The organism is Dyella kyungheensis (assembly GCF_049913195.1).
In the GTDB taxonomy this organism is placed as follows: domain Bacteria; phylum Pseudomonadota; class Gammaproteobacteria; order Xanthomonadales; family Rhodanobacteraceae; genus Dyella; species Dyella kyungheensis.
In genome coordinates this window covers 2663787-2687520 of the sequence record NZ_CP183983.1, presented here as the reverse complement: position 1 = coordinate 2687520, position 23734 = coordinate 2663787, and the positions used below count along the sequence as shown (strand labels likewise).

At 64.7% G+C, this 23734-nt stretch carries 22 protein-coding genes; 15 read left to right on the top strand and 7 right to left on the bottom strand.

Going from position 1 to position 23734, the window contains the following annotated elements:
• The first annotated feature begins 8 nt into the window (after positions 1 to 8).
• The 4 genes from ACN9MB_RS11870 to ACN9MB_RS11855 all read left to right on the top strand — a co-directional run bounded on the left by ACN9MB_RS11870 (position 9) and on the right by ACN9MB_RS11855 (position 3500).
• Positions 9 to 749: a hypothetical protein gene (locus ACN9MB_RS11870; protein ID WP_426268982.1), complete on the top strand. Its 741-nt coding sequence runs from the start codon at positions 9 to 11 to the stop codon at positions 747 to 749.
• Positions 692 to 1255 (top strand): RNA polymerase sigma factor, encoded by a 564-nt coding sequence (locus ACN9MB_RS11865; RefSeq protein ID WP_426268981.1) that lies wholly within the window; start codon positions 692 to 694, stop codon positions 1253 to 1255. The genes ACN9MB_RS11870 and ACN9MB_RS11865 overlap by 58 nt, the downstream gene beginning before the upstream one ends.
• Entirely contained in the window at positions 1252 to 1839 is a 588-nt protein-coding gene (locus ACN9MB_RS11860; RefSeq protein ID WP_426268979.1) for a hypothetical protein, read from the top strand. The genes ACN9MB_RS11865 and ACN9MB_RS11860 overlap by 4 nt, the downstream gene beginning before the upstream one ends.
• 230 nt (positions 1840 to 2069) lie before the next feature.
• Positions 2070 to 3500 (top strand): hypothetical protein, encoded by a 1431-nt coding sequence (locus tag ACN9MB_RS11855; protein WP_426268978.1) that lies wholly within the window; start codon positions 2070 to 2072, stop codon positions 3498 to 3500.
• 34 nt (positions 3501 to 3534) lie between these two features.
• Here the strand turns inward: ACN9MB_RS11855 and cycA are convergent, their stop codons facing one another.
• The 3 genes from cycA to ACN9MB_RS11840 form a co-directional block, all read right to left on the bottom strand.
• Positions 3535 to 4947 (bottom strand): D-serine/D-alanine/glycine transporter, encoded by a 1413-nt coding sequence (gene cycA, locus ACN9MB_RS11850; protein ID WP_204636442.1) that lies wholly within the window; start codon positions 4945 to 4947, stop codon positions 3535 to 3537.
• Positions 4948 to 5008: 61 nt separating this feature from the next.
• A complete protein-coding gene (locus tag ACN9MB_RS11845; protein ID WP_426268977.1) occupies positions 5009 to 5746 on the bottom strand; it encodes a 2OG-Fe(II) oxygenase in 738 nt (245 codons plus the stop codon).
• Positions 5747 to 5817: 71 nt separating this feature from the next.
• Positions 5818 to 6357, bottom strand: coding sequence for a DUF2058 domain-containing protein (locus tag ACN9MB_RS11840; protein ID WP_426268976.1), 540 nt, complete (start codon positions 6355 to 6357; stop codon positions 5818 to 5820).
• Positions 6358 to 6483: 126 nt separating this feature from the next.
• On the opposite strand from ACN9MB_RS11840, the gene ACN9MB_RS11835 reads away from it, so the two are divergent.
• Positions 6484 to 6867, top strand: a complete 384-nt coding sequence (locus ACN9MB_RS11835; protein WP_426268975.1) for a YidH family protein — start codon at positions 6484 to 6486, stop codon at positions 6865 to 6867.
• Positions 6868 to 7056: 189 nt separating this feature from the next.
• Here ACN9MB_RS11835 and ACN9MB_RS11830 read toward each other — a convergent pair whose 3' ends face one another.
• From ACN9MB_RS11830 to ACN9MB_RS11820, 3 genes are all read right to left on the bottom strand, one after another.
• On the bottom strand, positions 7057 to 8265 hold the full coding sequence (locus tag ACN9MB_RS11830; protein WP_426268974.1) for an acetyl-CoA C-acyltransferase: 1209 nt from the start codon (positions 8263 to 8265) through the stop codon (positions 7057 to 7059).
• A gap of 73 nt (positions 8266 to 8338) precedes the next feature.
• The gene (locus ACN9MB_RS11825; protein ID WP_426268973.1) at positions 8339 to 10723 is read right to left on the bottom strand and encodes a 3-hydroxyacyl-CoA dehydrogenase/enoyl-CoA hydratase family protein; all 2385 of its coding nucleotides are present in this window, start codon (positions 10721 to 10723) and stop codon (positions 8339 to 8341) included.
• A 73-nt stretch (positions 10724 to 10796) separates the two neighbouring features.
• The gene (locus tag ACN9MB_RS11820) at positions 10797 to 11420 is read right to left on the bottom strand and encodes a TetR/AcrR family transcriptional regulator (RefSeq protein WP_204636448.1); all 624 of its coding nucleotides are present in this window, start codon (positions 11418 to 11420) and stop codon (positions 10797 to 10799) included.
• Positions 11421 to 11655: 235 nt separating this feature from the next.
• Here ACN9MB_RS11820 and ndk point away from each other — a divergent pair, with 235 nt between their 5' ends.
• The 8 genes from ndk to moeB all read left to right on the top strand — a co-directional run bounded on the left by ndk (position 11656) and on the right by moeB (position 19945).
• The gene (ndk, locus tag ACN9MB_RS11815) at positions 11656 to 12081 is read left to right on the top strand and encodes a nucleoside-diphosphate kinase (protein WP_204636449.1); all 426 of its coding nucleotides are present in this window, start codon (positions 11656 to 11658) and stop codon (positions 12079 to 12081) included.
• A gap of 124 nt (positions 12082 to 12205) precedes the next feature.
• Entirely contained in the window at positions 12206 to 13342 is a 1137-nt protein-coding gene (rlmN, locus tag ACN9MB_RS11810; protein ID WP_204636450.1) for a 23S rRNA (adenine(2503)-C(2))-methyltransferase RlmN, read from the top strand.
• Positions 13332 to 14138, top strand: coding sequence for a type IV pilus biogenesis/stability protein PilW (gene pilW / locus ACN9MB_RS11805; RefSeq protein WP_426268972.1), 807 nt, complete (start codon positions 13332 to 13334; stop codon positions 14136 to 14138). Before rlmN ends, pilW begins: the two co-directional genes overlap by 11 nt.
• A gap of 71 nt (positions 14139 to 14209) precedes the next feature.
• A complete protein-coding gene (locus ACN9MB_RS11800) occupies positions 14210 to 15169 on the top strand; it encodes a helix-turn-helix domain-containing protein (protein WP_239535766.1) in 960 nt (319 codons plus the stop codon).
• Positions 15170 to 15318: 149 nt separating this feature from the next.
• A complete protein-coding gene (locus ACN9MB_RS11795; protein ID WP_204636453.1) occupies positions 15319 to 15963 on the top strand; it encodes a YfgM family protein in 645 nt (214 codons plus the stop codon).
• On the top strand, positions 15960 to 17186 hold the full coding sequence (bamB, locus tag ACN9MB_RS11790) for an outer membrane protein assembly factor BamB (RefSeq protein WP_426268971.1): 1227 nt from the start codon (positions 15960 to 15962) through the stop codon (positions 17184 to 17186). The genes ACN9MB_RS11795 and bamB overlap by 4 nt, the downstream gene beginning before the upstream one ends.
• Positions 17187 to 17209: 23 nt before the next feature.
• On the top strand, positions 17210 to 18607 hold the full coding sequence (gene der / locus ACN9MB_RS11785; protein ID WP_204636455.1) for a ribosome biogenesis GTPase Der: 1398 nt from the start codon (positions 17210 to 17212) through the stop codon (positions 18605 to 18607).
• 171 nt (positions 18608 to 18778) lie between these two features.
• Positions 18779 to 19945: a molybdopterin-synthase adenylyltransferase MoeB gene (moeB, locus tag ACN9MB_RS11780; RefSeq protein WP_426268970.1), complete on the top strand. Its 1167-nt coding sequence runs from the start codon at positions 18779 to 18781 to the stop codon at positions 19943 to 19945.
• On the opposite strand, the gene ACN9MB_RS11775 is transcribed toward moeB, so the two are convergent.
• Positions 19946 to 21067 carry a GNAT family N-acetyltransferase gene (locus tag ACN9MB_RS11775; RefSeq protein ID WP_426268969.1) on the bottom strand — a complete coding sequence of 374 codons (1122 nt, stop codon included), beginning with the start codon at positions 21065 to 21067 and terminating at the stop codon, positions 19946 to 19948. It abuts the gene before it with no gap.
• A gap of 65 nt (positions 21068 to 21132) precedes the next feature.
• Between ACN9MB_RS11775 and folD the strand changes: the two genes are divergently transcribed.
• Both folD and guaB read left to right on the top strand, forming a co-directional pair.
• The gene (gene folD / locus ACN9MB_RS11770) at positions 21133 to 21999 is read left to right on the top strand and encodes a bifunctional methylenetetrahydrofolate dehydrogenase/methenyltetrahydrofolate cyclohydrolase FolD (RefSeq protein ID WP_426268968.1); all 867 of its coding nucleotides are present in this window, start codon (positions 21133 to 21135) and stop codon (positions 21997 to 21999) included.
• Between the two features lie 224 nt (positions 22000 to 22223).
• Positions 22224 to 23681 (top strand): IMP dehydrogenase, encoded by a 1458-nt coding sequence (gene guaB, locus ACN9MB_RS11765; protein ID WP_426268967.1) that lies wholly within the window; start codon positions 22224 to 22226, stop codon positions 23679 to 23681.
• Positions 23682 to 23734 lie beyond the last annotated feature (53 nt).

Below are 23734 nucleotides of genomic sequence, written 5' to 3'. Positions count from 1 at the left end.
ATCGTCCCATGGCAGCCGTACTTGAATGTTCCACCGATACCGCCCCGGTACGCCGAGTCGCCCACTGGTGCGTGGAAGGGTTGCGGCTATGGCGCCGTTATCCGCTGCGCCTGTTCTTGCTCAGCCTTGCCCCCATGGTATTGGAGGCGCTGCTGCAGCTTGTCCCGCTCGCAGGCGTGGCCTTGTCCAAGGTCTTCCCGCTGTTGCTGAGTTTCGGCGTGTTCCAGGGACTGGTGGATGCCGTTTCGACCGGCAGACTGCGTTGGAGCAGCCCGTTGCGCCTCTGGCAGCACAGCTATCGCTGGCGTGCGCTGGGACTGGCGTTGCTGTGCGGTCCGCTGGTGTTTGGTCTGCAGCAACTGGGGGTGGCAGCCATCTACGGCTGGCCGGCCGTGGATGCCATCTTGCTGGGCCATGTAGCGGCGCATCCTGAGTTCGCGAATCGCACTTTCAGTTGCCTGCTCATCTTGCCGGGCGTGCCTGTTGCCATCGGGCTGGGTCTGGCGCCGATGTTCGTGATGTTTCGCAACGTCGCGCCTTGGCAGGCCATGCAGCGAAGCCTGACGACTATGCTTCGGTCGCCTGCCGCGTTTTCAATGTATGCAGGAATCCAGCTGTTGCTCACCGCTGGCATGCTGCTGGTACCGTTCGGACTTCTGTTGCTGCTGCCATTGCTGCCGTGGATGACGGCATGCTGGTACGTGATCTGGACGGACCTGGGCCGGACCGGACAAGTCGTGATCCGATGACTCGCGATGACGGGCAAGACACAGGCTTTGACGATGTTCTGCGCCAGCACGCTGGATTGCTGTCGCGCATCGCCGCGAGCTACGAGGCCGATCCGGCGTTGCGTGACGATCTGCTGCAGGACATGGCGCTCGCTTTATGGCGTGCCTTGCCGAACTGGCGAAGGGAGGCGCCGTTGCGCGCCTTCGTTGCACGCGTGGCGCACAACCGCGGCGCGACTCACGTGGTCGGACAGATGCGCAGCCCTCTGGGCGGTGCGCTGAACGAGGACTGGATAGAGCCGCGGCACGGTCCTGATGGCCACGCGGAACTCGAAGAACGGCGCGTGCGCCTGCAGGACGCGGTGAGGCGCCTGCCGCTGTCCCAGCGGCAGGCCGTGACCCTGGCCCTTGAGGGGTTCAGCCACGCGGAGATCGCCGATGCGCTTGGCATCACCACCAACAGCGTCGGCGTGCGCCTCAACCGCGCAAAAGCCGCATTGAAATCCGTACTGGGAGAAGACGCATGAGCGGGCAGGGCAACGACTGGTCCGAGTGGGGCGAGCTATGGCGCGATCAGCCGGCCGTGGATGTGTCCCAACTGGCCCGGGCCGCGTCTCGCAAACGCTGGCGCATGCGCGTCATCGTGGCGTTGGAGCTGCTGATGTCGGCAGTTGCATGCGCGCAGTGCTTGAGGTTCATGAGCATCACGACGGGGCGGTGGCAAGTCTGGAGTATCGCCACCCTCGTGTTCATGCTCGTCCTTCAATGGCTGTATCTGCATGTGCGCCGCGGCACCTGGCAGGCTTCGGGCGATGACGTGCGCAGCTTGCTGCAGCTGTCGCTTCAGCGTGCTGTGGCGGGTGTGCGTCTGGCCAGGATCAATCTCTGGAGCACCGCGGTGTGGGTCGTGCTGACCGTGCTGGTCAGCGTGCCGGAGTTGGAGCCTTCCCGTTGGCAGGCCGATCCGAAACTCAAATGGACCCTTGTGCTCCAGTGCGCGGTCAACGGCCCGTTGATCCTGGCGATCATCGTCTTCTGCCTCTGGTACATCCGGCGGCAGCGCGCGCGTATTGCGCGAATAGGAGAACTGCTGAGACCCGATCCGACCTAAGATTTGTCCGCGCATCCGCCCGCAAGAGCCTTTGTACCGGCGACTGTCGCTTCGCGGCCGCGCCATGGGTACCAGGCAATCGCAAGAACATGACGTTCGGCTCATACAACGCCCGCGCCGAACGACCATAGTTTGCTGGCGTTCGACGCGTCACGCCGGATCGCCATCACCTCGGCTCAGTCCTAAACCTCCGCCAACCATGGCGCAGCCTCACTTCGCCTGGAACCTCCATGGGTATTTTGCGTCTTGGAAAATGGATTTCCGTTGTCTTGCTCGTATTGGTGGTTGCGGGCGGCGCGCTGTTTTACGTTTTCAACCGAACCTTCTATCCCGACGCACCGGTGGCGGACTTTCCGCCGCCCAACGACCTGGCGAGTGCGCAGAAGCAGGATTTCGAGCACTTCAAGCATTACCTCGAGCTGGACAAGGCTTATACGCCGGCAGCGCGCAAGGAAGCGGAACAGATGTTGGCCGATCAGTCGGCCAAAGCCGGCACGCTGACTCCCGCGCAGTTTGACCTGGCCATTGCGCGCATCGTGGCGCTGGCCGATAACGCTCACTCGTCGGTGTCCAGGGGGCCGCTGTCGCGCAGGCATAATCGACTGCCGTGCCGCTTCTATCGTTTTTCGGACGGCTATTTCGTACTACGCGCGCAAGAGGCGTGCGCGCCGCTGCTGGGAGCCAAGGTGCTGGCCATCGACGGTGTCCCGGTCGACGAAGTCGCCAACCGGATGTATCCGTACACCAGCGGGCCGCGGAATCATTACGACCAGTCCGCGTCGCCGCTCTTTCTGGAGTCTCCCGAGCTGCTGCATGCTGCGGGGCAGGCAACCCAGGCCGATCGCATCCTGCTTCGTGTGCGCCTTGCCGATGGCTCAGAGGCCGAGCAGGTCGTGCTGGCCGATCCGGCCAACCCGGACGAGCCGCGCGTGTTCTCCGATGCCTATCTGTCGCCTGATCCTGTCGATGGCGAAGCTCCAGGCTGGACATCGCCGTTGACCGCCGACGCCGAGCTGCCGTTGTTTCTTCGCGACTACGGCAATCCTTTCAGGTCGACCTACGATGCGCATAGCGGCGTCTACTACGTACAGTTCAAAAGCAACCAGGACGAGAAGGGGCATCCCATTGCGCCGTTTGTCGCCCTCGTGAAGCGGGAGATCACGTCGCACAAGCCGCGTGCCATCGTGCTCGATCTGCGCCTGGATCGAGGCGGCGATTTCACCACGACGGCCAACCTGATGAAGAACCTTCCGCGGTTGGCGGATACGGTGCAGCACGTTTACGCGCTTACCAGCGCCTGGACCTTTTCCGCAGGCAACGTCGGCGTGGCATTGCTGAAGGAACACGGCGGCGGCAAGGTGACCGTGATCGGCGAGCCCGTGGGTGATCGCCTGCGTCTATGGGCCGAGGGCGGCAGCATGGTGCTTCCCAACTCGAAGCTGCGCATTGGCTATGCCACCGGCTTGCACGACTATCGCCGCCCGTGTCGCGCTGAGCCGGGTTGTTACTGGATCATGGTCTTTTACCCCACGCATATCGCCAGCTTCGAACCAGACGTTCGCGTGGAGTACCGCTACGCCGACTACCAGGCCTTGCGCGATCCCCTGCTGGAGAGGGCGATGGAACTGGCGGCCGCGGATCGCGCTGGCGTCGTGAATTGACGCCAGCACGGTCGGGTCGTCGGCGACGCCGGTGTCAGTGCGTCTGCTTGCGGTGCTCGATCGCCTGCCGGCGATAGAGCGGGTAGCACAGGGCCAGGCAGATGAACCAGATTGGTGTGTAGATCAGGCCCTGCAGGGTGTCCTGCTTCTGCGCGAACACCCATAGCACGAAGGCGAAGAAGGCCAGCACGATCCAGCACATCGCGACGCCGCCGGGCATCTTGAAGATCGAGGTGGCGTGGCGCTCCGGATGCAGTTTCCGGTAGCGCATGTAGGCGATCATGATGAGCGACCACACGAAGATGAAGCAGATGCTGGAGATGGTGGTGACGATGGTGAAGACCTTCATGACGTCGCCTTCCTGGTAGAGCAGGAACACGCCGATGAAGAGCAGGAAACACGAATACGCCAGGCCGTTGGCCGGCACGTTGTTGTTGCTCAGTCTGGCGAACGGCTTGGGGCCGAGGCGGCCGGCCGAAAGACCGTAAAGCATGCGACCGGTCGAGTAGATGCCGCTGTTGGCGGAGGACGTGGCCGAGGTAAGCACCACGAAGTTGATCAGGCTGGCGGCGATCGGAATGCCGATCAGCATGAACAGGTTCACGAACGGGCTGCGATCCGGCGCCACTTCGTTCCACGGCGTGACTGTCATGATCACCAGCAGGGCGAGCACGTAGAAGATGATCACGCGGATGGGAATGGAGTTGATTGCCTTGGGCAAGGTCTTTTCCGGATCGCGCGCCTCGGCCGATGCCGTGCCCACGAGCTCGATGCCGACGAAGGCGAACACGGCGATCTGGAACGCCGCCATGAATCCGGAACCGCCGTGCGGGAACCAGCCGCCATTCGCCCAGAGATTGGACACCGCCGCCTTGGCGCCGGTCGGCGAAGTGAAGCCGATGGCGATCAGCACGATGCCGACGGCGATCAGCGCCACGATGGCGATGATCTTCACCAGCGCAAACCAGAACTCCATTTCGCCGAACAGCTTGACGGTGAGCAAGTTGAGGCCCAGCAGCAGGAGAATGCAGGCCGATCCGGGCAGCCACAGCGGCACGTGCGGCGCCCAGAACTGGATATAGCCGGTGATGGCCGCTATGTCCGCGATGCCCGTGACCACCCAGCAGAACCAGTAGGTCCAGCCGGTGAAGAAACCCGCCCAGGGGCCGAGCAGGTCGTAGTTGAAGTCGACGAACGACTTGTAGTTCAGGTTGGACAGCAGCAGCTCGCCCATCGCCCGCATCATGAAGAACAGCACGCTGCCGATGATCGCGTAGGCGAAGATCACCGATGGACCGGCGAGACTGATGGTCTTGCCCGAGCCCATGAACAGGCCGGTGCCAATGGCGCCGCCGATGGCGATCAGCTGCAGGTGGCGGTTGCGCAGGTTTCGCTGCAGGTGATGTTCGGGTTGGCCGCTCGCAACGGTCGGTTCGTGGTTTTGCATGGGCGGCACGATCCTTTCGATGGTCGAAAGAGAGCATCCTAAAGGAGGTCGCGCTGCATGCCTATTGGGCGTCGTGGAAGATGATGCCCAGCGTATGGCGCTGGCCATGGCGCATGCGGCTCACGCCGTGGCGCATGGTCACCCGGTAGGAACCCCTGCTGCCGGCCACCGGACGCTGGTTGACGGCAAAGATCACCGCGTCGCCCTGCCGCAGCGGCACCACTTCCACGCGCGACTGCATGCGCGGACGCTGCTCGGTGAGCACGAACCCGCCGCCGCTGAAGTCGCGCCCAGGTTCGGACAGCAGGATCGCCACCTGCAGCGGAAACACGTGTTCGCCGTAAAGATCCTGATGCAGGCAGTTGTAGTCGCCGGGGCCGTACTTGAGCAGGAGCGGCGTGGGGCGCGTCTGGCCGGCGTCGTGGCAGCGCGCCAGGAACGCCTCGTGCGTGGCGGGATACTGCACCTCGATGCCCATGCGGGCGTTCCATTGGTTGGCCAGTGGCGCCAGGTGCGGATAGAGCGCGCTGCGCAATGGCTGCACGGGATCGGGCAGGGGATAGCGAAAGTACTTGTATTCGCCCCGGCCGAAGTTGTGGCGCGCCATCACCACGCGGCTGCGGTACAGCGATTCGTTCGCATACCGGGCGGCGATATCGTCGCATTGCGCGGTATCGAGCAAGCCCTGGATCACCGTGCTGCCGCGTTCATCGAGCTCCGACAGCGCGGTTTGCCAGTCGATGGCGTCGATGCGCGAGGCAATGGATTGGCTGGGCGAGTCGGTGAGTGGTGCGTGCATGTACGGCGCTCGAGTGGCGGATCCCGAAAACTAGCCGACGGCGATGGCGCCCGCACTCCGTTTCTTGCGAATCACCAAACCAGGTCGTCGGGCACCTTGAACTGGCTGTAGAACTCGTCGTCGTCGCTGGCCGGCTTCGCCTCGGCGGCCTGGCCGTGGTCCAGCACGATGACGCTGGCATCACGCTCGCGCAGCTTGTCGGCCGCGGCGCGCGGCAACAGCTCGTAGCCGTCCCCCTGGCGCGCAATCACCAGCGTGCCCTTGGCCAGCTGCGCGCGCAGCACCTCGTTCACCAGCACGCTGTGGATCTTGTCGCCATCGTTGAAGCGGTAGCTGATTTCGCCCTCGCGCTTCACCTTGTGAGTCTCGATGATCTGGCGCACCTGCGCGGCGATCTCACGGGCATGCGCCTGCGCGTTGCGCTCGGCAGCCAGGGCGCGATCGCGTTCGGCGCGTTCGGCCCGCAGGCGCTGGGTATCGATCTTCTCGGGTGCCTCGGTGGCCACGGGCTTGCCCTGGCGCTGCTTGGCCTGTTCGCGTGCCACCTGGTCGACCTTGCCCTTCTTGGCGAGGCCGGCCTTGAGCAACTGTTCCTGCAAGGGATTGCGCATGCGTGGAGCGTCCGGAAAACGTGACCTGGGATTGTAGCGCGGGTCCGGCTCGCGGCGATCTGCGGCCCCGTGAGACGCGCCATGGCATGATGGTCCCCGGCAGGGCTCCTCACCAAAGGATGTGCCGTGATCCCGCATTTCACCGACCATTCGGCCAACGAGCGCACTTATCTCGCCTGGGTTCGCACCGCCATCTCGGTGATGGCGTTCGGCTTCCTGCTCGAGCGCTTCGACATCTTCCTGCTGTTCACTTCGCGCGCGGCGGCCAAGGTGACCGAAGGCCTGCATACGCAGGCATCGCAATGGCTGGGGCTGGGGCTGCTGCTGGTGGGCGCGTTGATGATCGTGGGTGCCACGGTGCGCTTCTATCGCAATCGCAAGGCGATCGAGGCGGCGGACTCGTCCATGTATGGCGACTCGTGGACGGCGCGCGGCATGGCGGTGTTGTTGGTGCTGATGGCGATCTTTTTGACGCTGTATGTGGCGAGGCAGATTGCGGCGCTGAGTTGAGGCTCCAGCTCGTCATTCCGGCGCAGGCCGGAATCCAGCAGCGGTGCATGCCGGTTGTCGCGATAACCAGATTCATCGCACCTGGATTCCGGCCTGCGCCGGAATGACGAGCAAAAAAAGCATTGGTGCTGAACGGAAAAAAGCGCCGTATCGCTACGGCGCCTTTCATTTCCCACATGAGGCAATCGATCAAAGCGCTTCGAACACGCCCGCCGCGCCCATGCCGGTGCCGATGCACATCGTCACCATGCCGTACTTCTGCTTGCGGCGGCGCATGCCGTGGATCAGCGTGGCGGCGCGGATCGCGCCGGTGGCGCCAAGCGGATGGCCGAGCGCAATGGCGCCGCCCAGCGGGTTGACCTTGGCCGGATCGAGGCCGAGATCGCCGATCACCGCCAGTGCCTGAGCGGCAAACGCTTCGTTGAGCTCGATCCAGTCCAGCTGGTCCTGGGTCAGACCAACCTGCTTGAGCGCCTTGGGAATCGCTTCCTTCGGGCCAATGCCCATCACTTCCGGCTTCACGCCAGCCACGGAGAAGCCGACGTAGCGCGCGATCGGGGTGAGGTTGAATTCCTTCACCGCCTTCTCGCTGGCGATCAGCAGGGCGCCGGCGCCGTCGGACATCTGCGAGGAGTTGCCAGCCGTCACCGAGCCGCCGAACTTGTCGTTGCGGAACACCGTCTTCAGCTTGGACAGCACTTCCAGCGTAGTGCCGGCGCGCGGGCCTTCGTCGGTGTCGATCAGGCGGCTGTCGGTCTTGATGCCGCGCGTGGCCAGGTCGGGGTAATGGTCGTCGAGCTGGAACGGCGTGATTTCTTCCTTGAATTCGCCGGCGGCGATGGCGGCCAATGCACGGCGATGGCTTTCCACGGCGAACGCGTCCTGCTGCTCGCGCGTGACCTTCCACTGCTCGGCCACTTTCTCGGCGGTGATGCCCATGCCATAGGCGATGGCGACATCTTCCTTGTTGGCGAAGATGGCCGGATTCATGGCGATCTTGTTGCCCATCATCGGCACCATGCTCATGCTCTCGGTGCCGGCCGCGATCATCAGGTCGGCCACGCCGAGCTGGATGCGGTCGGCGGCCATGGCGATGGCCTGCACGCCCGAGGAGCAGAAGCGGTTGATGGTCACGCCCGGCACGGTGTACGGCAGGCCGGCGAGCAGGGCGCCGATGCGTGCGACGTTCATACCTTGCTCGGCTTCGGGCATGGCGCAGCCGACGATCACGTCTTCGATGCGGTGCGGATCGATGCCCGGCGCCTGCGCCATCACGGCGCGGATCACGTGGGCGAGCATGTCGTCCGGACGGGTGTTGCGGAATACGCCGCGCGGCGCCTTGCCGACCGGCGTGCGGGTGGCGGCGACGATGTAGGCGTCTTGCACTTGCTTGCTCATGGTTTTGCTCCGTGGCGTCGCACGTGATTCGCGGCGACGCGCTCAAAGTTTGTTCGCAGGTAAGGACGCTTGGTTAGTTGCGCAGCGGCTTGCCGGTGGTCATGGTGTGCGCGATGCGGGCTTGGGTCTTCTCGGTCTTGGCCAGCTCCACGAAGTGCTTGCGTTCCAGCTGCAGCAGCCACTCCTCGTCGACCTGCGAACCGCGCTCGATCTTGCCGCCGCACAGCGTGTCTGCGATGCGCGTGGCGATTGCGACGTCATGCGGCGAAGCGAAATAGCCTTCCGCCAGATTGGCGAGCGACGCCTGGAAGGTGGCCGTGCCCACATCGCCGGCGACCGGGATGTTGCGCGCCATCATCGGCGGACGCCAGCCGCTCTCGGCCAGCGACAGCGCGACCTTCTTGGCGACGTAGAGCAGTTCGTAGGCGTTGAAAACCACGATGTCGCTGTCGCGCAGCAGGCCCAACTGCTTGGCTTCCATCGCGCTGCCGGAGACCTTCGCCATGGCGACCGTCTCGAACACTTTCTTCAGCGCTTCGAACGGATCTTCCGGGTTCGCCTTGGCGGCGCGGATGGCCAGCTCGTGCAAGCCGCCACCGGCCGGCAGCAGGCCCACGCCTGCTTCCACCAGACCGATATAGCTTTCCAGCGCCGCCACGGTGCGCGCCGAATGCATCTGGAATTCGCAGCCGCCGCCGAGAGCGAGACCGCGCACGGCCGACACCACCGGCACCAGCGAGTGCTTGATGCGCATGCTGGTGGCCTGGAAGTTGGCGACCATCTTCTCGAAGTCGTCGAACTTGCCCGCCTGCAACAAACCGAGCGCGCCCTTCAAATCCGCGCCAGCCGAGAACGGCTCGCCGGCCTGCCAGATCACCACCGCCTTGAGCTGCTGCTCGGCGACATCGATCGCCTGCTGCACGCCATCGAGCACGTGGTCGTTGACCGTGTTCATCTTGGTCTTGAACGAGATGATGCCCACGCCATCGTCGCCGAGCGTCCACAGACGCACGCCGTCGTTTTCCCACACCGTCGTGCCCTGGTCGAACTTCTCGCCGAGGATCGGATCGGGGAACAGCTGGCGCTGGTACACCGGATGCTGCGAGCGCGGCTTGTTCTTGCCTTCGGCGGCGGACCAGGAGCCATCCTTGCCGTGCACGCCGTTGCGGCCGTCGGTGACCCACGCCGGCAGCGGCGCCTTGCTCATGGCCTTGCCGGCGGCGATGTCTTCGGCGATCCAGCCCGCCACCTGCTGCCAGCCGGCAGCCTGCCAGGTCTCGAACGGACCGAGCTTCCAGCCGTAGCCCCAGCGGATGGCGAAGTCGACGTCGCGCGCAGTGTCAGCGATGTCGGCCAGGTGATAAGCGCTGTAATGGAACAGATCGCGGAAGGTCGCCCACAGGAACTGCGCCTGCGGATCGCTCGACGCGCGCAGCTTGCCGAACTTCTCGGCGGGGTCTTTGATCGCCAGGATCGCAGCGACTTCATCCGAAGCCTTCTGCTCGGACGGACGATAATCCTGCTTGGCCACGTCTAGCACGACGATGTCCTTGCCGGCCTTGCGATAGAAACCCGCGCCGGTCTTCTGGCCGAGCGCACCCTTTTCGATCAACGCGGACAGCCACACCGGCGCCTTGAAGTAGTCGTGCCACGGATCGTCGGCCAAGGTATCGGCCATGGTCTTGATCACGTGCGCCATGGTGTCCAGGCCGACCACGTCGGCGGTGCGGTAGGTCGCACTCTTGGGACGGCCCACGGCCGGACCGGTCAATGCGTCGACCGTGTCGAAGCCCAGGCCGAACTGCTGCGTGTGATGCATGGTGGCCAGCATCGAGAACACGCCGATGCGGTTGCCGATGAAGTTCGGCGTGTCCTTCGCATACACCACGCCCTTGCCGAGCGCGGTGGTGAGGAACGCTTCGAGGCCTTCCAGCACGTTCTTGTCGGTGAGTTTGGTCGGGATCAGCTCGACCAGGTGCATGTAGCGCGGCGGATTGAAGAAGTGCACGCCACTGAAACGGTGACGCATGTCTTCCGGCAGCGCTTCGGCCAGCTGGTTGATCGACAGGCCCGAGGTGTTGGACGCGATCACGGCGGTCGGCGACAGATGCGAAGCGATCTTCTTGTAGAGATCCAGCTTCCAGTCCATCCGTTCGGCAATCGCTTCGATCACCAGGTCCACGTCCTTCAGATGATCGAGATGCTCATCATAGTTGGCCGGGATCAGGGTGGCGGCGACGTTCTTGTCGGCCAGCGGGGCAGGCGAGAGCTTCTGCAGGTTGGCGATGGCCTTCAGCGCGATGCCGCTCTTGGGACCGTCCTTGGCGGGCAGGTCGAACAGCACGGTCTCGACGCCGGCATTGCTCAGGTGCGCGGCGATCTGCGCGCCCATGACGCCGGCGCCCAGTACCGCAGCCTTGCGGATTCGTAGCGCTTTGGGGGTGGATGGAGCGGTCATTGGCTTCTCCGTAATGCGAAACGCTGGTGGTGAGAAAGACGTCGGCCGCAGCGGACCGAAGGGAAAGTTGGAATCAGGGGGATTTCAGGCCGGAGGCGGCGAAGCGGATCAGGTGCTGCGCGGTCTGTTCGCGGTGGCGGTCTTCAGGCACGTCGCTCTTGCGCTGGATCATGCCGAAGCCCGACATCGCGTGAGTGAGCGCGCCGGTGACCAGATCCACTCGCCAGTACAGCTCTTCCTTGCTCAGTTGCGGCAGCAGGCGGGCGAATTCGGCGGTGAACTGGCGCATCACGTGGCCGTAGTTGTCCGACAGGAACTTGCGAAGGGTGTCGTCGTGCTCGGCGAACGCGCGGGCCAGCACGCGCATGAACAGCGAGCCGTTGCCATCGTGGGAAAGCTCCAGTGCAGGCACGATGAAGGCGGCCAGCACGTCCTCGACGGTGGTGCCGGCGTCGCCGGCGATCTTCTGCAGGGCAGCCATGCGGCGGCCGTTGAGCTGATCCAGGCGGCGGCGGAACACCTCTTCGATCAGCCGATCCTTGGAGCCGAAGTGATAATTGACCGCGGCCAGGTTGACCCCGGCGGCGGCGGTGAGCTGGCGCAGCGAGGCGCCTTCGAAGCCGTGCCGGGCGAACAATTCCTCCGCGGCGCCGAGAATGCGTTCCTTGGTGGGCATGGAAGCACTGGAAACTGGCATGGTCCGCAACTCCGGGCAGGAATCAAACGATCGTTTGAGGATACGCGGGACGATTTGCGCCCGTCAAACGGTCGTTTCAAGGGGCGCCGAGATCCCCTGCGCGCGGCTTGCGAATCAGGTAGAATCTGTCAAACTTTCGTGAGCTAAATCCCCATATCTAGTCGGGATTTGGCGTAAGTTCGCCGATAACGATCGGCCCGCCCACTCAAATACCAGTTTTTCCGGAGCAGACCACATGGCGCTGGAGCGCACCCTTTCCATTATCAAGCCCGACGCCGTTGCCAAGAACGTGATCGGTGAAATTTATGCACGCTTCGAAAAGGCCGGCCTGAAAATCGTCGCCGCCAAGATGAAGCACCTGTCGCGCAAAGAAGCCGAAGGTTTCTATGCGGTGCACAAGGAGCGTCCGTTCTTCAACGCGCTGGTCGAGTTCATGATCTCCGGTCCGGTGATGATTCAGGCACTCGAAGGCGACAACGCGATCCTCAAGCATCGCGACCTGATGGGCGCCACCAATCCGAAGGACGCTGCGCCGGGCACGATCCGCGCCGACTTCGCCGATTCCATCGATGCGAATGCTGTGCACGGTTCCGACGCTGCCGAAACGGCTGCCGTCGAGATCGCGTACTTCTTCGCGACCACAGAAACGTTCTCGAGGTAAGTGCGCTCATCCATGAGCGCGAAGATCACGAAGCGGCCGTCCATGGCCGCACTCTTCACGAAAACCGCGTTCCATTGGATAGCGTAAGGATTAAGAGGGCGGCGTTGAGCCGCAATATTTCAAGATGACTGATCAGGCAAATTCCACCACCACCGACAAGGTCAACCTGCTCGATTTCGATCGACAGGGGCTGCGTGATTTCTTCGCTCAATTGGGCGAGAAGCCGTATCGCGCCGAGCAGGTGATGAAGTGGATCTACCACCGCCTGGAAGACAACTTCGAAAACATGACGGATGTCGGCAAGACGCTTCGGGCCAAGCTCGAAGCGTCGTGCTATGTCGGTCCGCCGAAGACCATGTTCGACAAGGGCGCTGCCGACGGCACGCACAAGTGGTTGCTCGGCATGGACGGCGGCAACGCCGTCGAAGCGGTGTACATCCCCGAGCCGACCCGCGGCACGCTGTGCGTGTCGTCGCAGGTCGGTTGCGGCCTCAACTGCCAGTTCTGCTCCACCGCGACTCAGGGCTTCAACCGCAACCTTTCCACTGCCGAAATCATCGGCCAGATGTGGGTGGCGGCCAAATACCTCGGCAACATCACGCACCAGAACCGTCGCATCACCAACGTGGTGATGATGGGCATGGGCGAGCCGTTGCTGAACTTCGACAACGTCACCAAGGCGATGAGCCTGATGCGCGACGACCTCGGCTTCGGCCTGGCGTCCAAGCGCGTCACGCTGTCCACCGCCGGCCTGGTGCCGATGATCGACAAGTTGTCCGAGACCATCGACGTGTCGCTGGCGGTGTCGCTGCACGCAGCGAACGACGAGCTGCGCACGGAACTCGTCCCGCTCAACAAGCGCTATCCGATCGCCGAGCTGATGGCTTCGTGCCAGCGCTGGCTCGATCGCAAGCCGCGCACCTCGATCACCTTCGAGTACACCCTGATGAAGGGTGTCAACGACCAGCCCGAGCATGCACGCCAGTTGATCAAGCTGATGCGTCGCATGCCCCAGTGCAAGGTCAACCTGATTCCGTTCAATCCATTTCCTGGCACGCGTTTCGAGCGCTCCGACGCCGAGACCATCCGCGCCTTCCAGACCCAGTTGCTCAATGCCAACGTGCTGACCATGTTGCGCCGTACCCGCGGCGACGACATCGATGCGGCATGTGGCCAGCTCAAAGGGCAGGTATTGGACCGCACCCGTCGCCAGGCCGAATTTCGCAAGCGTCTGGACGAAGGGGCGAGTCATGCGGCTTGATCGAATTTTGCTGGGTGCGGGGGTGGCCATGATGATGGTCGCGTGCGTGCCGGTGTCCAATGTCCAGGGCAACGCCAACTCGAGCGAGGGCTCGAAGATCAACCGGCAGTCCAAGGCCGAGCAGAAGCAGGAGGGCGCTCGCATCCATACCGAGCTGGCCCAGCAATACCTGGCCAATGGCGATCTGGAAGACGCGCTGGTCAAGATCAACAAGGCCCTGCAGTTCGATCCGAACTACGTGCCCGCGCACACCGTGGCCGCGGTGATCTACGAACGCATCAACGACCTGCCCAACGCCGAGCTGCATTACCGCAAGGCCGCCTCGCTGGCGCCGGACAAGGGCGACACCAACAACAACCTCGGCTGGTTCCTGTGCAACCGCGAGGACAAGACGGCCGAATCCCAGGCCTATTTCCAGAAGGCCGTGGCCGACCCGTTCTACCAGACGCCTTCGCTGGCCTGGACCAATGCCGGCATCTGCCAGGCCAAGGGCCAGAACCTGGCGGCGGCCGAGGCGGATTTCCGCAAGGCCATCGAAATCGATCCGAAGAGCGGCGGGGCGTTGTATCAACTCGCCAATGTGCTTTATCTTCAGAACGATGCGTTCCGCGCACGTGCTTTCATCCAGCGCTATGAAGCGCAGGGTCAGCCGACCGCGGCCTCGCTGAAGCTTGGGCACGACATCGAAGCACGGTTGGGCAACAAGGATGCTGCTCTCAACTACAGCAGGCGACTGCAAAGCCAGTTCCCGGACTCGGAGCAGGCTCGCGCCCTCGACGCAACCGCACGCCAATGACCTCTCAGCAGTCAAATTCGGCCGATAGCGGCAACCGAGAATTCCCATTTACTGAAGCCCCCAACGCCACCATGGAAACCGAACACAACTCGCTGGAAGCGATCAAGGGCAGCCTTGGCGGGCGTTTGCGCGCCGCGCGCGAGGCACGCGGACTGGATGTGGAGACGTGTGCGCATGCACTGCGTCTGCCGACCCGCGTGCTCAGGCAGATCGAGAGCAACGAATACGGCGGCATCGACCACCACGTCTACCTGGGCAGCTATCTCACCAAGTACGCGCGCTATCTGGGCGTGGACGAGGACGAGGTGAAGCTCGAGCTCGAGCGCATCCGGCCGCCCGAGCCCGCGCTGGTTGCCACCGGTGGCATCTCGCACTCGCGCTATCTGTTGGAAAATTACGCGCGCGCCGCGACTTATGTGGTGCTGACCGCGGCGATCGTGGTGCCGACCATCTGGCTCGGCGTGCGCGGTACGCTGGATCGCGACGTCAGCCATCTGTCGCCGCTGGACGCTGCGCCCGTGGCCCAGCTGGATGCGCCGGCGAGCGGTGCCAGCGCGGCCTCGTCCACGCTCGCTTCCGCGCCGAACGCACAAGAGGGTGCGTCCAGCCCGGCAGCGACGCCTGCGCCGCAGTCCGCGCAGGCAGCGGCTGCCGCCCAGGAGCAGCCCCTGATGGCGTCCATGACGCCGTTCCCGAACCTCGGCGATACCCACGCCGCCGCGCCGGCGGCCCCGACGCCTGCTGCGCCGACCGGCGAGGGCGCCCACAGCCTGGTGCTGAACCTGCAGAACGCCAGCTGGGTGGAAGTCACCGGCAAGGACGGCTCGCGTCTCGAATACGGTCTGCTGCCCGCTGGCAGCTCCAAGACCTACCGCAGCGACCAGCCGCTGGAAGTGCGCATCGGCAACGCCGGCGGTGCCCAGGTCACGCTGGATGGCCAGCCCATGCCGCTGGACAGCTATCGCCGTTCCAATGTCGCGCATTTCCGCATCGAGTTGCGCGACGGCAAGGCCGCTCCCGCAGGGACGTGAGCTGCGCGCCAGGCCTGTGCGGCCTGGCGCAATCGGTTATGCTTGCCCATTGTCCGCTCGGCAACGAGCGGGCAAGTCGGCTGATTTTCTTTTCCGCATGACGGGCGCCGCCAGGAGCCTTCGATGTGCGGTTCCCCAAGGGTGATTGCATGGCATTTGAAGCGTACGACGATTACGAACAGAGCGAACGCGTACAGCAGTGGTTGCGCCAGAACGGCCTGTCCATCGTCGTCGGCATCGCGATTGGCCTGGTCGGCATCTTCGGCTGGCAGCAGTGGAACAAGCACAAGGCCGAGCACCAGGCCGATGCCGCCAATCTCTACCAGCAGATCCAGGTGGCCGCGGCCGCCGGCAAGACCGACAGCGCGGACTCGCTGACCGAGCAATTGCTCAAGGACTATGCCGACTCCACCTACGCGATGTTCGCCGTCAGCGACCGCGCCGAGCGCCAGGTCCAGGCCAAGCAGCTGGACAAGGCCGTGGAATCGCTTGGCTGGGCCGAGAGCCATGCCTCCGATCCGAACCTGAAGGCGCTGGCGCAGATGCGCATCGCGCGCGTGCAACTGGGCCAGGGCAAGGCGGCCGACGCGCTTGCCGCGCTCGATCGCATGCCGCCCAAGGCCTATGAAGGCGTCGCACAGGAACTACGCGGCGATGCGCTGGTCAAGCTTGGGCGCCCAGACGATGCCCGCAAGGCCTACGTAGCCGCCAAGGCGGCGATGGGTGAGAACGCGCCGCAAAGCGTGCAGATGAAAATCGATGATCTGGCCGTGGCCGGGAAGCAGGGTGCATGAAACCTGAAGTGAAGAAGCGCGGTGCGATGAAGCGCGTGTGGCTGGTGGCGCTGACCTCCATGGTGGTGCTGGCCGGCTGTCATTCGTTCAAGAAGGAAAACGTCCAGCCGCCGACTCCGCTGGCCAAGGATTTCAAGCCCACCACCCAGGTGAGCAAGCTGTGGACCACTAGTGTGGGCGATGGCTCCGGCGAAAGCGGCGTGCGTCTGCGCCCGGCCTTTGCCGACGGCGTGCTGTACGCCTGCAGCACCGACGGCAAGGTCGCCGCCATCGACGCCACCAGCGGCAAGACGCTGTGGTCGAAGAGCTCGCGTACCCAGGGCTGGTTCGGCTGGGGCGACAAGAAGCGCGCCGACGCGCTCTACGCCGGCGGCCCGATGGTCTCGGGCGACCTGCTGGTGGTCGGCACGCTCGATGGCCACGTCTACGGCATCAATGCGAAGGACGGCAGCCCGCGTTGGGAATCGGCCGTCAATTCCGAAGTGATTTCCTCGCCGGTCATCTCCGGCAACCTGGTCATTGCGCGCACGCAGGATGGCCGTCTGTACGGTTTCGACAGCGCCACCGGCGAGCGCCGCTGGGTCTACGACCAGGACACCGTGCCGCTGCTCAGCCTGCGCGGCAACGGTCCGCTGCTGGTCGCCAATGGCGTGGTGTTCTACGGCAACGACGCCGGCAAGCTGGTGGCACTGCGCCTGGACAACGGCGAGAAGCTGTGGGAACAGAAGCTCGCCAGCGGCGAAGGCCGTACCGAGATCGATCGCCTGGCCGACGCAGACGGTTCGATCCTGCTCCAGGGCACCACCCTCTACGGCGCCGCCTATCACGGCAATATCTCCGCGTTCGACGGTCCCAGCGGCCGTCCGCTGTGGGCACGTCCGTTCTCGACCTTCACCTCGCTGGACATCACCGACAACGCCCTCTATGGCGTGAACGACGAGTCCCAGGTGTGGTCGTTCGACAAGAGCACCGGCGCCGACATGTGGAAGAACGACGCGCTGAAGTATCGCTGGCTCACCGCGCCTGCGGTGCTTGGCGATTACGTCGTGGTCGGCGACCTCGAGGGCTACGTGCACTTCCTGCAGACCGGCGACGGTGCGCTGGCTGCGCGCGAACGCCTGTCCAAGAAAGCCATTCGCGCCCAACCGCTGGTTGTCGGCGACATCGTGTACGTCGAAGACGTGAAGGGCCGCATCGGCGCTTACCGTCTCGGCGGACACTAATCGTTTCAAAGGTTGTCTGAATCATGCTGCCCGTCGTTGCCCTGGTCGGTCGTCCCAATGTCGGTAAATCGACCCTATTCAACGCAATGACGCGCAGCCGTGACGCCCTGGTGGCCGATATGCCGGGCGTTACGCGAGATCGACACTACGGCGTGTGCCGCACCGGCACACGCCCGTTCGTGGTGGTGGACACCGGCGGCCTGTCCGGCGACGAGGACGGCATCGACGGCCTGACCGCGCAGCAGGTGCGCCTGGCCATCGAAGAGGCCAGCGTGCTGGTCTTCGTGGTGGACGCCCGCGACGGCCTGCTGCCGCAGGACCGCACCATCCTCGACGAGCTGCGCCGCAGCGGCAAGCCGATCATCGCCGGCGTCAACAAGACCGACGGCCTGGATCTTCAGAACGCGATGGCGGAATTCGCCGTGTTCGGCATCGCCAACACGCTGCCGCTGGCGGCATCGCACAATCGCGGCACCGACGATCTGGTCGCTTCGGCCATCACGCTGCTGCCCGAAGACCAGCACGAAGAGATCGATCCGGTCGAGGCGGACAGCATCCGCGTCGCCATCGTTGGCCGTCCGAATGCGGGCAAGTCCACGCTGATCAATCGCCTGCTGGGCGAGGATCGCCTGATCGTTTCCGACGTGGCCGGCACCACCCGCGATCCCATCCGCGTGTCGCTGGAACGCGACGGCCGCAAGTACACCCTGATCGACACCGCCGGCGTGCGTCGCAAGGCGCGTGTCGAGGAAGCGGTGGAGAAGTTCAGCGTCATCAAGACGCTGCAGTCGATGGCCGCCGCCCAAGTGGTGGTGCTGATGGTCGATGCACGCGAGAACCTGGCCGACCAGGACCTTACGCTGATCGGTCATGCGCTCGACGAGGGCAGGGCGCTGGTCATCGCCGTCAACAAGTGGGACGGCATGGACGGCTACCAGCGCGAACAGTGCCAGCGTGCGCTGGAGCGTCGCCTGCAGTTCGTCGACTGGGCCAAGACAGTGTTCATCTCCGCGCTGCATGGTTCGGGCCTGCGCGAGCTGATGAAAGCGGTGGTGAACGCGCATCGTGCCGCCACCAAGGAACTGGGTTCGTCCGAACTGACCAAGGCGCTCGAACTCGCCTACGAGAGCTACCAGCCGCCGCTGGTGCGCGGGCATGCTCCCAAGCTGCGCTTTGCGCACCCGGGCGGTACCAACCCGCCGAGCATCGTCATCCACGGCAGCCGCACCAAGCACATCGCGCCCGCCTATCGCCGCTATCTGGAAAACTTCTTCCGCAAGCGCTTCAAGCTGGATGGCACACCGGTGCGTATCTTTTTCCGCGACGGCGAGAACCCGTTCGCCGGCAAGAAGAACGTGCTCACGGAAGCGCAGCAGCGCAAGCGTCAGCGCATGGTCCGCGAGATGAAGAAGCGCCGCTGAGGCGCGACCCGTCGCTCTGCTGTGGGAGCATCCTGTGCGCGACCGCGGCGCATCGTTGTACCTCGGTTCGTACAACTCGCGTCAGGCTGTTTGATTCCCGCGCTCCGCACAGTCGCGCACAGGGTGCGCTCTCACAGGCAGGTGGCGGGTGCGCTGGAGTAAGCTAACGCGATGACGAGCCTCAACCGCGACAGCTGGCTGGCCTCCCTGCGCGCCAGCATTCCCGAGATATCCCCGGCCGAAGCCCTGGCCCGGCAGGCGCAAGGCAGCCTGCTGATCGACGTGCGCGAGGATGGCGAACGTGCCAGCGGCCTGCCGCTGGGTGCCGTCGGTGTGTCGCGCGGTTTTCTCGAACTGCGGATCGAGCAGCTGCTGCCCGATCGTACCCATCCGGTGCTTCTGTTGTGCGGCAGCGGACAGCGCTCCCTGCTCGCCGCCGAAGCACTGCAGCGCATGGGTTATGAGCACGTGGCCTCGGTCGCCGGCGGTTTCCAGCAATGGAAAACGGAGGGCCTGCCGGTGGCTCAGGGGGCGCTCGACAGCGACGCCGCCGAACGCTATGCACGCCAACTGCAATTGCCGCAGGTAGGCGAGGCAGGGCAGACAAAACTGGCGTCCGCGCGCGTGGCGTTGCTGGGGGCGGGTGGTCTTGGTGCGCCGGCTGCGCTGTATCTGGCGGCGGCCGGTGTCGGGCAACTCACGCTCATCGACGACGATCGCGTCGAACGATCCAATCTGCATCGGCAGATCATCCATGCGGATGCGCGCGTCGGCATGGCCAAGACCGAATCGGCACGGATCGCACTGGCCGCGCTCAATCCGCGTGTGCGCGTGGAGATCCGCAACGAACGCCTGCAGGCCGACAACGTCGAGCGACTGTTGATCGACCACGACCTGGTCATCGATGGCGCGGACAACTTTCCCGCGCGCTATCTCGTGGCGGCAGCGTCCCAGCGCTTGCGCCTTCCGATGGTCTACGGTGCGGTGGAACGTTTCAGCGGCCAGGTCAGCGTGTTCGATCCGCGCCGCGCCGATTCGCCATGCTATCGCTGCCTGTTCCCCGAGCCGCCCGCCGCCGCCGATGCACCCAATTGCAGCGAGGCGGGCGTGCTGGGTGTGCTGCCCGGCATCGTGGGTCTGTTGCAGGCCACCGAGGCGCTCAAGCTCATTCTCGAGATCGGCGATCCGCTGGTCGGTCGCCTGCTCAACTTCGATGCGCTCGCCATGCGCTTTCGCGAAACGCGTCTGCCGCGCGATCCCGCTTGCCCCGGCTGCGCTGAAGGCGCCACGTTCCAGGGCTACGAAGACCTGCTGCAGATGTGCGCCGCGGCGGGTTGATCAGCGCAGGTCACGGGCAATCAGCGAGTAGATCGCCGCGTCCACCGGCTCGCCACGCAGCATGAGCCGGTGGCGGGCGACGCCCTCGAGGTGCGCGCCGGCGCGTTCGGCAACGCGTCGACTGGCGTGATTGTCGGCGGCGACCACGATCTCCAGCCGCCGCAGATCGGTGGCGCGCAATGCATGCCGCGCCAGCAGGCGGACGGCCGCGGTGGCAACGCCTTGCTCCTGGCGCGACTGGCGCACCCAGTAGCCCAGGTTGGCCATGCCGATGTCGGGCTGCCAATGATTGAGGGCGACGCTGCCGATCACCTCGTCGCTGCTGCGATCGGCGATGGCCAGCGCGCATTCGTCGCCGACGCCCTGCCAGGCCAGGCGGGTTTGCGCGACCCAGCGGCGGGCATCCTCCAGGCTGTAGGCAGGTGTGCACCAGGACTGCCAACGGCCAATGGTTTTCATCGACTCGTGCAAGGCGGCATGCAGTGCCGGGGCATCGGTCGAACGGTAAGGGCGCAGCCGCACCTGACTGTCTTCCAGTGCCGGTCCGGGCGAGGCGTCGTCGCGCTCGGGCGGCAGCAACGAGTACACGGCTGCCGGAAGGGCCTTGCCATCGAGAATGATGCGGTTGGGCGAGATCCCGTCGAAATGGGCGCCCAGGCGCTCGGCGGTGCGCCGGCTCGCCAGGTTGTCGACGCCGATCACGATCTCGATGCGGACCAGGCCGAGTACCTGGAAACCGAACGCGGCGATCGCGCGGGTCGCGCGCGTGGCGACGCCCTGGCCCTGGGCCGACTCGCGCACCCAGTAACCGAGATTGGCGCTGCCTCGTTTCGGGTCGATGCGGTTGAGCGCCAGATCGCCCAGCACGCGCCCTTGCGCATCGAACACGCCAAAGTCGTGGACGTCGCCACGCTCGCGGCCGGCCTGGCATTCGGCGATCCAGTTCGCGCTGTCCTCCAGGCTGTAACCCTCGTGCAGCCAGGGCAGCCAGGGCGAAACCGAAGCGATCGACTCGCGGGTGGCCTCGAACAGCGCCTGCGCGTCGTCGGGTCGCCACGGCCGCAGGCGCAGGCCTTGCGCGTCGAGTTCGAGAGAGGCGGGCAAGTTGGCTGTGTCGGTCATGCGGGATCGTTTGTGTGCGTGCGGCCAAGCCGGGATAATGGGTTTCTTTGTAGACGGTCCCGATCATGAGCGCACGCATCCTCGACGGCAAACGCATTGCGCAGGAACTGATGGAGCGGATCGGGCGCCGGGTCGCCGAGCGCGTTGCCAGGAACCTGGAGGTGCCCGGCCTTGCCGTGGTGCTGGTGGGCGACGACGCCGGTTCCTCCGTCTACGTTCGCAATAAACGCAAAGCCTGCCATCAGGTTGGCTTCCGCTCGTTCGATTTCGATCTGCCTGCGAGCACCACGCAGGAAGAACTGATCGCGCTGATCGACCGGCTCAATGCCGACCCGGCAGTGCACGGCATCCTGGTGCAGTCGCCGTTGCCCGAGCACATCGACGAGGACGCGCTGGTCGACCGCATCGATCCGGGCAAGGACGTGGACGGATTCCAGGCCGTCAACGTGGGCCGCCTGGCGCTGCGCCGCTTCGGCCTGCGTCCGTGCACGCCGCGGGGCGTGATGACCTTGCTCGGCCACACCGACCGTCCGGTGCGCGGCCAGCATGCGGTGGTGGTGGGCGTGTCCAACCACGTCGGTCGCCCGCTGGCGCTGGAACTGTTGATCGCCGGCTGCACCACCACCTGCTGCCACAAGTTCACCCGTGACCTGGAAGGCTTCGTGCGCCAGGCGGACATCGTGATCGTCGCGGTCGGTCGCCCGGGTCTGGTCAAGGGCGAATGGATCAAGCCGGGTGCGGTGGTGGTGGACGTGGGTATCAACCGCCTGGAAGACGGCCGCCTGGTGGGCGACGTGGACTTCGCGACCGCCGCCGAACGCGCCAGCTGGATCACGCCGGTGCCGGGTGGCGTCGGTCCCATGACGGTGGCGACGCTGCTGGAAAACACGCTCGAAGCGGCGGAAGCACGCGAGGCTGCGCAGCAGGCCTGAGCGCAGATTTTTTGTGGGAGCGCACTTGTGCGCGACAAACCTACGAAGCGATAGGCTGCCGCGCTCCCACAGGGGAGCAGGCTCCGCGACCTTGAAAACTGCGACGTCAAACCACATGCAAGCGGCCATCCTGCAGCGGGTCTGGCCGACTTTTCGTTCATACGGAGTGTGGCGAGGCCTAGGCCTTCTGCGTATAATCTCCTCTTTGCAGCGGGACAAAACGCATGCGCATCCTCGCCGAGGCTCTCACCTACGACGATGTTTACCTCGTTCCGGCCCATTCGGCCGTTCTGCCACGTGACGTAGATACTTCCACGCGGCTCACCCGGAACCTGCGACTGAACATTCCCATCGTGTCCGCCGCGATGGACACGGTGACCGAAGCCCGCCTCGCCATCACCATGGCCCAGCAGGGCGGCATCGGCATCATCCACAAGAACATGACCGCCGAGCAGCAGGCCGCTGAAGTGCGCCTGGTGAAGAAGTTCGAAGCCGGCGTGATTCGCAGCCCCATTTCGGTTGGCCCGAATACTTCCATTCGCGAAGTGCTGCAGCTGACCCGGGCGCACAACATCTCCGGCGTGCCGGTGGTGGATGGCGAACAGCTGGTCGGCATCGTCACCAGCCGCGATCTGCGCTTCGAGCGCAAGCATGAAGATCCCGTGCGCAACATCATGACCCGCCAGGAGAAGCTGGTGACGGTGCGTGAAGGCGCCAGCCAGGATGAAGTGCTGCAGCTGCTGCACAAGCACCGCATCGAGAAAGTGCTGGTGGTCAACGACGACTTCCAACTGCGTGGCCTGATCACCGTCAAGGACATCCAGAAAGCCCGCGACAACCCGAACGCCGCCAAGGATCGCCTCGAGCGCCTGCTGGTTGGAGCAGCCGTCGGCGTCGGTGGCGATACCGAGGCGCGTATCGAAGCGCTGGTCGACGCCGGCGTGGACGTGCTGGTGGTCGATACCGCGCACGGCCATTCGCAGGGCGTGATCGATCGCGCCGGCTGGGTGAAGAAGCGCTACCCGCAGGTGCAGGTGATTGCCGGCAATATCGTTACCGGCGAAGCGGCGCGTGCGCTGCTCGATGCCGGCGTCGATGCGGTGAAGGTGGGCGTGGGTCCCGGCTCGATCTGCACCACGCGCGTTGTCGCCGGTGTCGGTGTGCCGCAGATCACGGCCATCGATCTGGTGGCTACGGCACTGAAGGACGAAATCCCGCTGATCGCCGATGGAGGCATCCGCTACTCGGGCGACATTCCCAAGGCGCTCGCCGCTGGTGCGTCCACCGTGATGCTGGGTTCGATGTTTGCCGGTACCGAAGAATCGCCGGGCGATGTGGAGCTGTTCCAAGGCCGCCAGTACAAGAGCTACCGCGGCATGGGTTCGCTGGGTGCGATGGCGCTGGGTTCCAAGGACCGCTATTTCCAGGACGAAGCCGACGCCGACAAGCTGGTGCCCGAAGGCATCGAAGGTCGCGTGCCGTACCGTGGTTCGCTGCGCAACATCATCCACCAGCTGATCGGTGGCCTGCGTGCCTCGATGGGTTACCTCGGTGCCGCCACGGTCGACGATGTGCGCAACAACGCGCAGTTCGTGAAGGTGACCGGCGCCGGCGTCACTGAAGCGCACCCGCACGACATCCAGATCACCAAGGAAGCGCCGAATTACCGGCTCAATTCCTGAGGGATACGCGCCGGCCCGATGGCCGGCGCATTCGTTTTAACGGGAGGCGACGC

Coding starts and splice junctions, on each gene's coding strand:
- ACN9MB_RS11870 (WP_426268982.1), top strand. CDS start 9: ATGGCAGCCGTACTTGAATGTTCCACCGATACCGCCCCGGTACGCCGA.
- ACN9MB_RS11865 (WP_426268981.1), top strand. CDS start 692: ATGCTGGTACGTGATCTGGACGGACCTGGGCCGGACCGGACAAGTCGT.
- ACN9MB_RS11860 (WP_426268979.1), top strand. CDS start 1,252: ATGAGCGGGCAGGGCAACGACTGGTCCGAGTGGGGCGAGCTATGGCGC.
- ACN9MB_RS11855 (WP_426268978.1), top strand. CDS start 2,070: ATGGGTATTTTGCGTCTTGGAAAATGGATTTCCGTTGTCTTGCTCGTA.
- cycA (WP_204636442.1), bottom strand. CDS start 4,947: ATGCAAAACCACGAACCGACCGTTGCGAGCGGCCAACCCGAACATCAC.
- ACN9MB_RS11845 (WP_426268977.1), bottom strand. CDS start 5,746: ATGCACGCACCACTCACCGACTCGCCCAGCCAATCCATTGCCTCGCGC.
- ACN9MB_RS11840 (WP_426268976.1), bottom strand. CDS start 6,357: ATGCGCAATCCCTTGCAGGAACAGTTGCTCAAGGCCGGCCTCGCCAAG.
- ACN9MB_RS11830 (WP_426268974.1), bottom strand. CDS start 8,265: ATGAGCAAGCAAGTGCAAGACGCCTACATCGTCGCCGCCACCCGCACG.
- ACN9MB_RS11825 (WP_426268973.1), bottom strand. CDS start 10,723: ATGACCGCTCCATCCACCCCCAAAGCGCTACGAATCCGCAAGGCTGCG.
- ACN9MB_RS11820 (WP_204636448.1), bottom strand. CDS start 11,420: ATGCCAGTTTCCAGTGCTTCCATGCCCACCAAGGAACGCATTCTCGGC.
- ndk (WP_204636449.1), top strand. CDS start 11,656: ATGGCGCTGGAGCGCACCCTTTCCATTATCAAGCCCGACGCCGTTGCC.
- rlmN (WP_204636450.1), top strand. CDS start 12,206: ATGACTGATCAGGCAAATTCCACCACCACCGACAAGGTCAACCTGCTC.
- pilW (WP_426268972.1), top strand. CDS start 13,332: ATGCGGCTTGATCGAATTTTGCTGGGTGCGGGGGTGGCCATGATGATG.
- ACN9MB_RS11800 (WP_239535766.1), top strand. CDS start 14,210: ATGGAAACCGAACACAACTCGCTGGAAGCGATCAAGGGCAGCCTTGGC.
- ACN9MB_RS11795 (WP_204636453.1), top strand. CDS start 15,319: ATGGCATTTGAAGCGTACGACGATTACGAACAGAGCGAACGCGTACAG.
- bamB (WP_426268971.1), top strand. CDS start 15,960: ATGAAACCTGAAGTGAAGAAGCGCGGTGCGATGAAGCGCGTGTGGCTG.
- der (WP_204636455.1), top strand. CDS start 17,210: ATGCTGCCCGTCGTTGCCCTGGTCGGTCGTCCCAATGTCGGTAAATCG.
- moeB (WP_426268970.1), top strand. CDS start 18,779: ATGACGAGCCTCAACCGCGACAGCTGGCTGGCCTCCCTGCGCGCCAGC.
- ACN9MB_RS11775 (WP_426268969.1), bottom strand. CDS start 21,067: ATGACCGACACAGCCAACTTGCCCGCCTCTCTCGAACTCGACGCGCAA.
- folD (WP_426268968.1), top strand. CDS start 21,133: ATGAGCGCACGCATCCTCGACGGCAAACGCATTGCGCAGGAACTGATG.
- guaB (WP_426268967.1), top strand. CDS start 22,224: ATGCGCATCCTCGCCGAGGCTCTCACCTACGACGATGTTTACCTCGTT.